Annotated in this window: 13 protein-coding genes; 6 read left to right on the plus strand and 7 right to left on the minus strand. The window is 65.8% G+C overall.

Going from position 1 to position 13,219, the window contains the following annotated elements; genetic code table 11:
* Nucleotides 1-228 precede the first annotated feature (228 nt).
* Nucleotides 229-1,047, plus strand: coding sequence for an alpha/beta fold hydrolase (locus U8D42_RS08405; protein ID WP_322860696.1), 819 nt, complete (start codon nt 229-231; stop codon nt 1,045-1,047).
* A 96-nt stretch (nt 1,048-1,143) separates the two neighbouring features.
* Complete coding sequence (locus U8D42_RS08410) at nt 1,144-1,581, plus strand: hypothetical protein (protein WP_322860728.1); 438 nt, start codon at nt 1,144-1,146, stop codon at nt 1,579-1,581.
* A 153-nt stretch (nt 1,582-1,734) separates the two neighbouring features.
* Here U8D42_RS08410 and U8D42_RS08415 read toward each other — a convergent pair whose 3' ends face one another.
* The 3 genes from U8D42_RS08415 to U8D42_RS08420 all read right to left on the minus strand — a co-directional run bounded on the left by U8D42_RS08415 (nt 1,735) and on the right by U8D42_RS08420 (nt 5,855).
* Nucleotides 1,735-4,014: a putative bifunctional diguanylate cyclase/phosphodiesterase gene (locus tag U8D42_RS08415; RefSeq protein WP_322860697.1), complete on the minus strand. Its 2,280-nt coding sequence runs from the start codon at nt 4,012-4,014 to the stop codon at nt 1,735-1,737.
* 289 nt (nt 4,015-4,303) lie between these two features.
* A complete protein-coding gene (locus tag U8D42_RS29345) occupies nt 4,304-4,669 on the minus strand; it encodes a PPE family protein, SVP subgroup (protein WP_431523833.1) in 366 nt (121 codons plus the stop codon).
* Nucleotides 4,605-5,855, minus strand: a complete 1,251-nt coding sequence (locus U8D42_RS08420; protein WP_322860698.1) for a PPE family protein — start codon at nt 5,853-5,855, stop codon at nt 4,605-4,607. The genes U8D42_RS29345 and U8D42_RS08420 overlap by 65 nt, the downstream gene beginning before the upstream one ends.
* Before the next feature lie 141 nt (nt 5,856-5,996).
* Here U8D42_RS08420 and U8D42_RS08425 point away from each other — a divergent pair, with 141 nt between their 5' ends.
* Nucleotides 5,997-6,635, plus strand: a complete 639-nt coding sequence (locus U8D42_RS08425) for a TetR family transcriptional regulator (RefSeq protein ID WP_431523834.1) — start codon at nt 5,997-5,999, stop codon at nt 6,633-6,635.
* 6 nt (nt 6,636-6,641) lie between these two features.
* Here U8D42_RS08425 and U8D42_RS08430 read toward each other — a convergent pair whose 3' ends face one another.
* A complete protein-coding gene (locus tag U8D42_RS08430) occupies nt 6,642-7,757 on the minus strand; it encodes a methyltransferase (RefSeq protein WP_431523835.1) in 1,116 nt (371 codons plus the stop codon).
* A 458-nt stretch (nt 7,758-8,215) separates the two neighbouring features.
* On the opposite strand from U8D42_RS08430, the gene U8D42_RS08435 reads away from it, so the two are divergent.
* On the plus strand, nt 8,216-8,515 hold the full coding sequence (locus U8D42_RS08435) for a hypothetical protein (protein ID WP_085239945.1): 300 nt from the start codon (nt 8,216-8,218) through the stop codon (nt 8,513-8,515).
* 21 nt (nt 8,516-8,536) lie between these two features.
* Here U8D42_RS08435 and U8D42_RS08440 read toward each other — a convergent pair whose 3' ends face one another.
* The 3 genes from U8D42_RS08440 to U8D42_RS08450 form a co-directional block, all read right to left on the minus strand.
* Nucleotides 8,537-10,129: a PPE family protein gene (locus U8D42_RS08440; RefSeq protein WP_322860700.1), complete on the minus strand. Its 1,593-nt coding sequence runs from the start codon at nt 10,127-10,129 to the stop codon at nt 8,537-8,539.
* Between the two features lie 209 nt (nt 10,130-10,338).
* Nucleotides 10,339-10,719, minus strand: a complete 381-nt coding sequence (locus U8D42_RS08445) for a DUF4267 domain-containing protein (RefSeq protein ID WP_322860701.1) — start codon at nt 10,717-10,719, stop codon at nt 10,339-10,341.
* A 141-nt stretch (nt 10,720-10,860) separates the two neighbouring features.
* Entirely contained in the window at nt 10,861-11,337 is a 477-nt protein-coding gene (locus U8D42_RS08450; RefSeq protein WP_322860702.1) for a DUF1772 domain-containing protein, read from the minus strand.
* A gap of 100 nt (nt 11,338-11,437) precedes the next feature.
* Here U8D42_RS08450 and U8D42_RS08455 point away from each other — a divergent pair, with 100 nt between their 5' ends.
* Both U8D42_RS08455 and U8D42_RS08460 read left to right on the plus strand, forming a co-directional pair.
* Nucleotides 11,438-12,028, plus strand: a complete 591-nt coding sequence (locus U8D42_RS08455) for a TetR/AcrR family transcriptional regulator (RefSeq protein WP_322860703.1) — start codon at nt 11,438-11,440, stop codon at nt 12,026-12,028.
* Between the two features lie 416 nt (nt 12,029-12,444).
* The gene (locus U8D42_RS08460; protein ID WP_322860704.1) at nt 12,445-13,206 is read left to right on the plus strand and encodes a GGDEF domain-containing protein; all 762 of its coding nucleotides are present in this window, start codon (nt 12,445-12,447) and stop codon (nt 13,204-13,206) included.
* Nucleotides 13,207-13,219 lie beyond the last annotated feature (13 nt).

The following is a 13,219-nucleotide window of genomic DNA, read 5'->3' on the forward strand; positions in this document are numbered from 1 at the left end:
AATGCATTTGCGCTGCTAGTGCGAACGCCACCGATTTCACACATCAGGGGTGCGGTGGTTGTTTCGTTTCTAACGGTATGAAGTCGCTCAGGTGCCGAGCAGGAGCTGAACGTCGCCTAATGCAGCGCGACCCAATGGAGTGCTCGCAAGAAAAAACTTGGGGCTTGCGGTTGACTGTCAATTGATCGCGGGAAGCGCCCGCGGGAGGCGACCGCGAGGGGAACGACCATGCCTACCATCACCACGTCGGATGGTGTCGAAATCTTCTATAAGGATTGGGGCTCCGGCCAGCCGATCGTCTTCAGTCATGGCTGGCCGCTCACGGCCGACGACTGGGACGCGCAGATGATGTTCTTCCTGCACCAGGGCTATCGGGTGATCGCTCACGACCGGCGCGGGCATGGCCGATCCGCGCAGGTCGGGAACGGCAATGACATAGAGCACTGGGTGGCCGACCTGGCCGCGCTGACCGAGCAGCTCGACCTGCATGAGGCGGTCCATATTGGGCACTCCACCGGCGGCGCTGAGGTGGCTTGCTATGTGGCACGCCATCAACAGCGGGTCGCCAAGGCGGTACTGGTCTCTTCCCCAACACCGAGCATGGCGCAGACGGAAAAGAATCCGGGCGGGCAACCCCGGGAATGGTTCGAGGCCGTGCGGGCTGGTGTCGTGCGGAATCGATCGGAGTTCTTCCGCGCGGTGCCGGAGGGTCCGTTCTACGGATTCAATCGCACTGGTGCAGAGCCGTCTGAAGCGGTCATCGCGAACTGGTGGCGGCAGGGCATGTCCGGCAGTGCCCAGGCTCACTACGAAACGGTGGCGTCCTGGCTCGAGGACTACTCCGAAGAGCTGAAGACGATTACCGTTCCCGTCCTGGTGATGCACGGTGACGACGACCAGATTGTGCCGTTCGCCAGCGCGGTACCCCGCGCGGTCGACCTCCTCCAGAACGGTACGTTGAAAACCTATGCCGGCTACCCACACGGCATGCTGACCACGCACGCGGATGTGCTCAACCCGGATCTGCTCGAGTTCATCGCGTCCTGATTGGACGTGATTCCGCGCGGGCCGATCAGCAGTTACGTTGGTTGGGTGGCCGCAAACAGGTTCCGGACACGTAGGACAGCCCGGCGGTTGCTGACGATGTTGTGCGTGGCCACGGCCACCGCGGGTCTGGTCGTCGCGTGGCGCATCGATGAGCGGGCGCAACCTTGTTGGAGTGTGCGCCAATTCATCGCTTTCAACCGCGACACGCAGGCGTCGTTGAAAGCGAAGACGCGGTTCGCGCCGGCGGGCTCCTACGAACAAGACTCGATACCCACTGGAGCCGACTACCAGGCATGGCTGGACGGACTCCAGCGGCATGCCGACCAGGTGACCGCACCTGTCCTGTCTGCCCATGCCCAACGAGCTGCGGCGCTGGCGCGAGAATTCATGAAAGACGCGAACCAGATGAATGACGAGCTAGGCAAACAAGACCCGCTCAACGCGAAACTTCCGCCGTCGGCGAAAGCGGCGGCCGAGGTGAGCCACGAGTTCAGTGACGAGATGGCCGCCCTGGCGCGCGCCTGTCCCACCTGAGCGCTTTGGCACCCGGAAGAGCGACAGCGTGTCACTCTGGTGACCCGGTAATTCGATCGAAACGCCCCACACAACAACCATATTGAACCAGGCTCCGGAAGTTTGAGTACGCGGTTGTTGCGGTGGTCGGTGGCGTAAATGTTGTCCGGGCGGCTAGTTGGCGGTAGAAGGTGCGGCGATATCGGCGAGCTCGGATGCTGGCCCGAACAGGTGGCCTTGTGCCAATGCGCATCCGGCTTTGAATACCGTCTCGGCCTGCTCGGCTGTTTCTATGCCTTCGGCGATCACGTTGAGCCCCAGCGCCTCGCACAAGCCGATGACCGACCGGTACAACGTCAGGTTTCGGCCTGGTTCGACGCCCACTACGAGGCCGCGGTCGAGCTTCACGATTTGTACGGGCAATTCGTGAAGGTAGGTCAGCGAGTTGTAGCCCGCGCCGAAGTCGTCCAAGGCCACCCTGATGCCCAGTTCGGACAATCGTCTGATCGCGGCCGCCCCGTCGGCGAGGTCGACAACGGGAACGGTCTCGGTGATTTCCAGGACGAGCCGGCGCGGCGATAAGCGGCGTCTCGCCAGCGTGCGGCTGATGACATGTTCGAATTCAACGCTGCCGAGTCGCGCGGCACCGACATTGATGTGGAGGTCCAGATCGAGTCCCGCGGCCTGGATCTCCGCGCAGGCCAGGTCGAGCACCATCGCATCGAGTTGTGCCCCCATGCCATTCGCTTCGGCCAGGGAGACGAATGTCTGGGGAGGAATCTGGATCCCGCTCGGTGTTGTCCACCGGGCAAGCGCCTCTACCGCGACGGGGACGCCTTGTGGGAGGGACACCACGGGCTGGTACTTCAGCCGAAAGCCCTCCGGAATGCGCCCCTTCGCATGCCGGAGCGCCGTCGAAAAATCTTCCGACACGGTGAATGCCGGGTGGTAAACGACGGCGGTGTCCTTACCCAGCCGCTTACCCGTGTACATCGAGATGTCGGCCTGCCTGAGCAGGTCGTCAGACGTCGGCGGGAGACCGTTACAGTCGGGACTGACCAGGCCCATGCTGGCGCGCACCCGCACCGAACTCCCCTGCACGGAGAACGGACTCCGTAACGCCACCCGTAGCGTGTCGGCGAAGATCTCGGGTGCCTCGACACCGCCTGGGATCAGGATGGCGAACTCGTCTCCCCCGATGCGAGCCAGCGTGTCACCGGGGCGGAGGCAACGCCCTAGGCGCTCGCTGATCGCGCACAGCAACTCGTCGCCGGCGGCGTGCCCGAATCGGTCGTTGACCTCTTTGAAGTCGTCGATGTCGACGAAGATCAAGACGAACGGCCCCTCGCGTATCGCTTCGTCCAGCCGCTGCGCCAACAACAATCGATTCGGTAGTCCGGTCAATGCATCGTGCTGGGCCTGGTGTGCAAGTCGGCGCTTGGCCTCGACGAGCTGTTCGGTCAACATCCGCTGCACACGCATCGCCACCACGTAGCGGGTCGCGACCAGCAGCGCCATCGCCAGATAAGTGCTGACGAAGATCGGGTCGACCATTCGGCCGATGAGCACGTGGAACGCGAGGAGAGCGGTGCTGCCCATGAAGCCCACGTAGGGCAGGGTCAGCTGCGCCCAGTTGGTGGGTTGCTCCATCTCGTCATGGGGTGGTCGGGGCCGCGGCGGCAGTTCAAGCAGGCTGCACGTGATCAACACCGGAGCGATGACGAATCCGGTGCCGACCCACAGGTCCAGCGTCGTCACTCCGACGCTCCGGAGGTAGGCCAGCAGCCTGTCCGAGGAGGTAAGGGTAATCACCGCGGCCGCAAGCAGCATGTAGTTCGCCCGACCCGGTCGATACGGCGGATACCACATCGCAACAAGAACTGCGGCCACCACCACGACGAGCTCGACAGCGGCGATGCCGTAGACGACTGCGGAATTCGTCGACCGCGGCAACGCGGCACCGTCCATGGCGCCCAGGCGGGCGACGTACACCAAGTGGCAAAACGCCAGGGTCACCAGTAAGCCATCGAGGACGGTGGTGATGACCCCCGGCCAAATCCGTATCCATGTTCTGTCGTCGACATGGCTCCCGGCACGCACGAGAAGCACCATCGCGGTGCCGAACAACAGTCCGGCGAGAAAGTAGCCGATGACGGCGGATTGCGGCGCGGCTGCCCCGCGGTCCTCGGCGCGAGCCAGCCATGAAAGAAACTCGGCGGTCAAAAAGGTAGCGATCGCCACGAGGAGCGCTACCCGCCACCACCGCCACAGGCCGGTCACCCGGCGCGTGACGACAAGCCCAACGAGTAGCGCGCCGAAACAGATCGTTGCTTCGAGGACAAACTGCACGCGTTGCGCCGTCGCGACTCCCCACAGCCCGAGCGCGTTGAACCCCGCCGCGGCGACGAGGACCGCGGATAGCCCGCGACACAGGTGGCGACTCCCAAACGGCAACGCGCCCCCTCCAGCCCGCGGCGTTGACGCTCCATATCCTGACAGAACACTCCGGTGGCTGGACCGTTATCGCACGATTACTGCATGCGGTTGCAACCGCAAGACCACCCGTCCGGCGGTCCCCACCGACGGGATCCGCCCGACCCGTGTAGTCCGGTAACGCGGCGGAATCGCAGACGTTGGGCGTGCAAGGCTTAATCCGGTTGCACACAAACAGGTTTCCGGTGCCGATCATCAGGCGAATCCCTCTCCCCTGAGTTATCGGGAGAAGTGCCATTTCCCGGCGCCGTCATCCGCGCAGTGAGCCATCAAATCCGGTCACCATTGCCATCAGCGTCTGCTGGAAGGTGCGTCCCGGCAACCTCTCCGGAACGACCGGATCGGCGGCATGAATCGTGAAAGCCGTTGCCCGCGTGGCTGATCCGAGCACCGAGGCGATCGGCGCCCAGGACGGGGGCACGGACAGCGACCCAAGCGAGATTGCCTGCCCTGCTCCCCCTGACGGCGCGCCGACACCGGACGAGGGGTGGAACTGCCAACCCACACGGGGGTTGGCAGGTTCGTCCATGCCGCGGCCTACCACGGCTTGCCTAGCCTGAGCCGGCAACTGCCAGGTCGGCACCGGAAACGGTTTGAACCCATTCCAACAGCCCATCCACGTTGAGTTGAGGCTGAATTGCTGCGGTACCCGCGAGGCCCGGCGACGCCAGGCCGACCGCTGCGGGCGCGCCTAATGCGCTCGACGAGCTAGGGATGGGCGTGACGGTGGCGACGGTGACGGTCCCGAAGACGTTGGTGATGGACGCGCCGGCGGGGCCGGCGATGGCGGTGGCGGTGTTTGCAAAGGTCTGGATGGCGACCTGTTCAGTGCCGACGACTGGGAGTGTGGCGGAGCCGTTGACGAGGCTGACCAGAACCTCCTGGAACGATCCGGGGGCAAGGACGATGGGACTCGAGCCGGCGGTGACGTCGACGCCCTGGGGGATCAAAACGCCGCCTTCGGAGCAGTCGATAATCGTATGAATTGTGCTGCCGGGGTTGACGATAACGGTGCCGAAGCTGATGAGGTTGGTGCCGGGGCCGGTGATCGTGATCGAGCCGCTGTTGACGTACATCCCGGTATTGGCCCCGACGCTGATGGCGTCTCCCGGCGCGACGGTGACAGTTTGGCCCGGGGCGACGGGCCCGACGGTGTCGGCGGCGGTGGAGCTGAGGGTGTGCATCGTCGCGTGGGTCGAGGCCACCTGCTGTGTCGCGCCGGTGGCGTTGCCGGCGGCCTGTACCACCGTCTGGGCCTGGGCGCCCTGCCCTGCCGGGTTGGTCGTCTGCGGCGGCTCGTCGAACGGGGCCAAGGTGCTCGCCGTCTGGGCGGCAGCGGCATAGCCATACATCGCCGTGGCGTCTTGCACCCACATCTCCATGTACTGGGCTTCAGTCGCCGCGATCGCCGGGGCGTTCTGCCCGAAGAAATTGGTCGCGACCAACACCATCAACTGCGTCCGGTTGGCCGCGATGACCGGCGGGGGCACCGTCATCGCGAACGCCGCCTCATAGGCCGCCGCCGCCGCGTAGGCCTGTGCGGCGGTCTGCGCGGCTTGACCGGCGCCGCTGGACAGCCACTCCACATAGGGCGTGGCCGCGGCCGTCATCAGCACCGACGAGGGGCCGGACCATGCCTGGCCGGTCAGCCCGGCCAGCTCGGCCGCGTAGCCGCTGGCGGTGGCCTCCAATTGGGCGGCCAGCGCGTCCCAGCCCGCCGCAGCCGCCAGCATCGGCCCCGCCCCGGGCCCGGAATACATCAGCCCGGAGTTGACCTCCGGAGGCAGCGACGCGAAGTCCATCTCGTCAGTCCTCTCCGCGGACGGCGGCGGCCAGTTCAAGAGCCATCCGGGACTTTTTCAACGACCATAGAATAACTCCACCGGCAGCGTACAACCGCCGCGGCAGCTTTTCAATGGAGATTGAAATGATATGGTTCGCCCATGTCGTCACCTGGGAAGATGATGAAGCGCCGCGGTAGACGCCAAGGCGAGCCGGTATCGCGCGACGCGGTCCTGCGCGCGGCGAAGCGGCAGTTCGCCATGCATGGCTATGACAAGACGACGCTGCGGGTGATCGCCGACGACGCGCGAGTAGACCCGTCGATGGTCCTCTATCTCTTCGGCTCGAAGGCGGCATTGTTTCGCGAGTCGATGAAGTTGGTGCTGCCCTCCGACCTGCTGACGACTGAGCTCACCCGAATGGACGACGACTTGGGCTGCCGCGTGGTGCGGGCCTACCTTGGTCTCTGGGAGCAACCCGATACGGCCGCGAGCATGGCGTCGATGGTGCAGTCCGCGACGACGAACAGCGATGCCAACGATGCGTTTCGCGGTTTCCTGCACGATTATCTGTTCACGGCGGTGTCGAGCACTCTGGGCGGCGGCGAAGAAGCGCGACTGCGCGCGATGCTGGCCGCGACCAACCTTGTCGGCACTGCGATGCTGCGGTACATCATGCGCGTGCCGCCTCTGTCGACGCTCGGGGTCGACGAGGTGGTGGGGCTGGTGGGGCCTGCGGTGCACCGGTTCTTGACCGTCCCGGCCGAGGACCTGGGGCTGGATCTGTCGTCGCCGAAGTAGCCGCGACTACACCGCGGACGCTTCGACGATGCTGAGCGGCGATACGGTGTCCACGACGCGGTCCAACCGGAAACCGGCTTGGCTGAACAGCCGACCATATTCGTCCGCGGTGCGTTCGCGCGCGCCGGCGACGACCAGCATTTCGATGTCCACCCACTTGCCGTGGAAGTCGCGGTCGTGGTCGGGAATGACGAACTCGCAGAGCAACAGTCGCGCGCCGGAACGGGCCGCGGTGCGGACATTTTTCAGGATGCGCACCGCGACTTCGTCGGGCCAGTCGTGGATGACGTTCTTGAGCACATACGCGTCGCCGCCCTCCGGCACGGATTCGAAAAACGAACCCTCTTCGATTCGGACGCGGTCGTCGACCCCGTACTTGCGAAGTAATTCAGGGGCGTCCGCCACGACCTTCGGAAGATCGAACAGCACGCCGCGCGAATTCCGAGCCGTCTTCAGGATCGCCGCCAACAGCCGACCGTGTCCCCCGCCGACATCGACGATCGTGCCGAACGAACCGAAATCGTAGGCCGCGGTCAGGGGCGCGGTCGCAAACTCAGACACATTGGTCATGGCCGAGTTGAAGATCTCCCCCAGCTCCACTTCGTCACTCAGGTACTCAAAAACCGATTTGCCACGAAGCTCTGGGAGCACCGGATTCCCGGTTCGGATCGCGTCGGTCAGGTGGCTCCAGTGTTCGCGATGCTGAGGCGATCCAACCCACCGCGCCATCCCGGCCATCGAGATGGGCGCGTCGGTGCGCAGGGTCTCCGCGAGCGGCGTGAGTGCGTAACGCCCGTCGCCGCGCCGACGGAAAATCCCGATGCCGATCAGGGCGCGCATGAGCCGCCTCAGGGCGTCGGGGTCCGCACCGAGTCGGTTCGCCAGCTGCTCGCCGGACAGCGGGCCATCCGCCAGAGCATCCGCCACGCCGAGATCCGCAGCAGACGTGATCGCTTGAGCCACCCACGCATTCAGGATCAACTCCATCATCACCGCCGCAGGCGGAGCGAAGCGTTGGCGCAACCGCACCAGGCGGTGGCGGACCCGTTCAACCGCTCGCGCGACCTTGACCGGCGGAAGCTTGGACGTCAAGTGACTACCCTCCTCGTTCGCATTCACCACGATGGACGCGCCTCGCGGCTGCGCTCTTGGAACTATGCTCGCAAACCCGCACTATTTCAATATCTATTGAAATAGGTGCCCGTTCCGTCTACAGTTCGGACGGGGGCCGGATGAACGGAGTCGTTATGTCACGCCTAGCCACAAAGGTCGTCGTTGCCGTGATCCTCGCGTTGACTGCCGTAACGGCGAGCGGATGCGTTCCCACGGCGAGCTTGGGATCACCCGTCGGCGTCGCGGCGGGGTAGCGCGCGCCGCGCCGAACGGCCTAGCGGCACTTCGTAAGGCCTCCCCTTCCCTCTGCCGCCAACTGCCACAGCGCGGTCATGTCGTGCCCGGTCATCCCCGGGCAGATGAACTGGCCATTGTCTGGCGTGTTGCGTGAGTACGGGGCTACAGTGGGGCTCTCGGTCGCACCAGTAGCGCGCGAATCAACTTCGGTACGGGCGGTGATGACAACAATGACCGGCACAGTGCACAGCGAGCATCTTCAGCACGACCACGAACATGGCGCGGGATGTGGTCACGTCGCGGTCCCGCATGGTGACCACGTCGACTACGTCCACGACGGTCATGTTCACCGGCAGCATGAGAGCCATTACGACGAATGTGAGCCGGCCGGCCACACGGTGCATGAACACCACGATCATCGGCACGGCGACGGGTGTGGCCACGTCGCGATCCCCCATGGGGATCACGTCGACTACGTGCATGACGGCTGTCGGCACGCCGCACACGAGGGACATTACGACGAGCACTGACGTGTAAGCGTCAACGGGAGCTCAGCGTTCGTTGTCCTGCGCGGTTCCGCCGTCCGCCGCGGCCCACGTGCCCGGGACCATCGGCATGCTGGGCCCGCCCCCGAGTTGATCGTCCACGAGGGTCGTCAGTCCCGCCGCGGCACTGGGTTCGTTGCGCGCGATTCCGGCGAATCCCAGATGTCCGGCGCCGTGTTCTGACGCCCTGGTCGACGGTCCATCCCAATCGGGATCGACGTCGACGTTCATGTCCATGAACTCGTCGCCATGGCCGCGCTGCCGGGCCCGCTGGCGCCGACGCACCCGTCCAGCCTTCCGCGCGGCCGACGTCGCGGTGGCTGTGGCGGAATTAGGCTCTGCGGCATCCCTTTTCGCGCCAGCGGCAGCGCTGGTGCGCATTGCCGAGCCAAACCCGATACCGGGTGGCGCAATGGCATACGGCGGCATGAACGGCGCAGTGCCCGGGGCCGGCGGCGCGGGCGGAGCCGGGCTGACTACCGTGCTGGCCGTCGGGGCGGGCACCGGCGCGGATGCCGGCGCGGGGACCGCCGTGGACGCGGCGATCGGGGCGGTGCCGAGTACTGCCGTCGGGCTGGGTGCGGCCGCAGTGGTTGGGGCTGGCGGCGCTGCGACGGGCGTGGGCGGGGGCGCCAGCCCGGCCAGTCCCACAAATCCGGTCAGCGCTCCGAGGGGAGCCACCGCGACAAGCATCGGCACCAACAGCACCTGCGGCTGGGCCGGGAGCCAGCTGGCGAGCTGCGCCAGGTGAGTCGGCCAGTCGAACAGGACAAGGTTGGTGATGAATTCGAACGCCGCCACCGGGTTCTCCTGCAACAACGCACCAAACTGTTGAAAGTCCGAGAAGAGTTCGAGCGTTCGAACTACCCACCAAAGCAAGTCCCCCGGATTGGTGTAGGCCTCATATGGAAGCCCGTTGAGCGTCCCCTCGACCGGATCCCAGTCCAGCCCGAATAGGCGGAGGATCTGGGCGACGAACTGATTGAGTGGGCTATCTAACCCGTGCTCATGATCGTGGTGATCGTCGTCTTCCTCGTGGTCGTGGGCCGCGGTAGCGTCGGAGTTCAGGATTGGCGGCGCCGGGTCGGTCCGCGGCGTGGCCGCCACTGCCGCCGCGGAGACGGCTTCATACGTCGTCATCGTGCTGGCCGCCTGCACCCACATCCGCGCGTAGTCGGCTTCGTTGACCGCGATCGGAATCGTGTTGATGCCAAAGAAATTCGTTGCCACCAGGGCGCCATGGACGGCGTGGTTGGCGGCTAGTTCCGGCAGCGTCGGCATCGCCGCCAACGCGGCGGTGTAGGCCGTTCCCGCGGTGTCGAGCTGTGCGGCGGCCGCAGCGCTGTGCGCGCTGGCCTGGGCCAACCAGGCTAAATACGGGACATGCGCCGCCGCATAGGACTCCGCGCTCGGCCCCTCCCATGCGCCGGACTGTGTGGATGCCAGGACGGCGCTGAGTTCTTCTGCGGCCGAGGCATATTCGCCGCTCACAGCGCTCCACGCTGCGGCCGCCGTGAACAGTGACGCCGGCCCGGGGCCGCTGCTGAGCAACGTCGAGTGCGCCTCCGGCGGGAAAGCCATCCAGATGGGTGCGGACATCAGCGGAAGCCCGCGCCGCGCGGCCTCGGCAATGGCAGAGATGTGGCGACCAACGTCATCACGGCAACTCCTGGACTGAACGAGTCGAACAAGTCGCAGGAACGGTAATTGAAAGTGATTATCATTATCAATGGGCGCTGGGCGGCCTCATACCAAAGGCATATTTTCTTAGTCCTCGCGAGTGCGTGGACCGCCGCGGGTCTTGCGCCCTAGGGGGCGAGCAGCAGTGCGGTCGTGACGAGCATGACGGCGGCGGTGGCGCCGTGGACTCCCCAAGCGATGGACTTGGGGCCACCGTTGCGCAACACGATGGCCGCGTCGGCGAGCGGAATGATGGTGGCCGCCAACATCACCCAGCCCACCAGGTGGGTCGCGCCGGCAACCATCAGGATGATGACGACCAGCCCGGCGGCGATGTCGCGCACGCCCTTGACGCTCAAGTAGGCGCTCGCGCCCGCCCGGTCCAGATCGGGTAGCACCCCGTAGCCCGCGGCGGCCACGCGCGGCGCGACGAGGAAGCGTGCGCCGATGAAGATGATGCCCGCGGCAAGCAATCCGGCGAGGGTGTAGCCGATGACGGTGATGGTCATGTCGAGCGCTCCTGGGCTTCGTCAGTGGATTGGTGAAAACGATGTCGGGTCAAGCAGTGTCGTCTCGACATCGACGATGTCGCCGACGTCGAAGCCCGCCATGTCGGCGGTGAATTCCGGGGTGGCCATGGCGATGGGTCGTCAGCCCATCAGTGCCACGCACAGGGCGGCCACTGCCAGGCCTTGCAGCGCCGCGCGGGCGTTGATGATCGAGTCCCACTTCGCCTGCAGCACACGCCCGCTCGGGAGAGGTCCGCCGGCGTCGGCGGCCGCCGTCAGTTGTCGATTGATGGGAGCGCTCACCTGTGTGTAGAGCGCCGTCCAGATCAGCAGCAAGACCAGTGCCGCGGCCGCCGCGATCGCCTGCGGCCAGTGTGCGGTGACCGTGGCAAGTACGGCACTCGCCGCGGCGGCGCCGATTGCGAGCATCCCGGGCACGGGCATACGCCGGTCTCCGTATCGATGCACGCTCCCCATGACCGCGACCAACGCATCGTCGTCGATCGACGTCAAGGCCGGCCGCAGCACGATCGCGCAGAACACATCGGTGCCGTAGACCACCGCGGTGCCCAGCACCGCGAGCAGTGTGGCTGCACGAATGACGACTTCCAAGGCCACTTCCTGGCTCCCCTCACCGGCAACTGCTAGCAACGCTAACCGGAGGACTAAGCGCTGTCAATAGCGATGCTAGATTTGCTAGTGCTGATACGATTCGGGGATGGCTATCGAGGATCGTCGTGAACGCGAGCGAGCTGCCCGGCGGCGGCTGATCGTCGCCACGGCCCGCAGATTGGCCGAGGCCGAAGGGTGGGACGCCGTCACCACCCGCCGGTTGTCGGCCGAGATTGAATACAGCCAGCCCGTGTTGTACAAGCACTTCGCCGGGATGGAACAAATCGCGGACGCGGTCGCCGTCGACGGATTCGGCGAGCTCGCCGACACCCTTCAGGTCGCCCGCTCGGATGCCGGCGCGGCCGACGTCGCCCTCATCCGGGTCGCCCACGCCTATCTCGGCTTCGCCCGCGACAACCCGGCGGTATACGACGCGATGTTCACCCGCGCGACCACCCTGCGGTTCGCCGCCGACGACACACCGCCTGAGCTGGTGGCCGCCTTCGCCGAGCTGCGCCACGCGATATGCCCGGTCGCCGCCGAGCAGGAAGCCGATGCGCTCACCGAAGTGTTGTGGGCCGCGCTGCACGGACTGGTCATCCTCACGCGTACGGACCGACTACGCCCCGGCCACGACTCGGAACGTGTCCAGCTGCTCGTCCGGCAGTTCACCAGCGGGCGAGAACCGACCTCTTAGGGAGTGAAAGCCTCTGCGTAGAAATAGCTTTCAGCAGCTGTGGGTAGGCGTCGCGCAGGCTTTCACGTATACGAGCGCCATGCGGGGCATGGGCTCATCAGCTTGTCCTGTGGTGCGCGTGCTCGTCATGGCTTGAAAAGGTAAGGGCGCAGTACTTTTCCGCACCTCCGACGTCGTGCGGCCATTATCCTGAGCGCGTGCCATGGCGCATCGACCCTCAACCGTCAGCCCCGCGTTTACATGCGCTCGGCTTGACGGCGTTCGTTGGGATGCTCGGACTCTATGCTGCGGCCGGAACGCGTGTCCCCAGTGCTGGTCGCGGTCCTACGCTGGACTGGCTGCTGGGCGCCGCTGCCGTCTCGGCGGCGTTTGTCGCGCTGATTGGCCGGCTCCGAGGCTGGGAAGGACGCCGCGGTTTGCTCGTCGGCTGGCCGGTGGCGTCGCTCGTCGTCACCCTCCTGGCCGGGGCGATCGAACCCGCCGCCACCCGCGAATTCCCGGGCACGATCACGATCACATTCGCCTACCTCGGCCTCACCGGCCGGCGCTGGCGCTCACTTGCCCTGCTACCACTCGGTGCCGCGGCGTTTGTGGTGGGCTGTGCGAAGCCCCTACCGGGCTCGGCGCTGGCCGTGGTGTTGGCCGCGATCATGTGGGTCCTTGTCGCCGAGGTGCCCGCCTGGCTCATTGCCCGGCTCGTGGAGCAGAGCCTGTTGCTGCGCGACATCGCACAGACCGACGCGTTGACCCAGTTGTTGAACCGGAGCTCATTGGGACACCGGCTCTCGTTGCACCCCGGCACATGCGCCGCAGTGCTTGCCGATCTCGACAACTTCAAGCGCTACAACGACCACCACGGCCACGAAGCCGGCGATGCAGTCCTGGTCGCCTTCGCCGACGCGCTGCGCCGATCAGCCCGCAAGGACGACATCATCTTCCGCATCGGCGGTGATGAATTTCTGCTCCTGCTGATAGGCGCCGACGGCGCCGAGGCCGGGCGGATCCTGGATAAGCTTCGCCGCCGGTGGGCCGAGGTCGGCGCCCCCGTCGACTTCAGCGCGGGGATAGCCGCCGGCGAGCAGGACGTCATGCGCCTGGCGGACGAGCGAATGTACGCCAACAAGCGTGCGCGCGGCCTGGCCGCCGACGACGCGATGCAAAACGATTCGGCCGGGTAGGCGCGTGGCGGCC

The sequence above is a fragment of the Mycobacterium europaeum genome, assembly GCF_034555895.2.
GTDB classification, from domain to species: domain Bacteria; phylum Actinomycetota; class Actinomycetes; order Mycobacteriales; family Mycobacteriaceae; genus Mycobacterium; species Mycobacterium europaeum.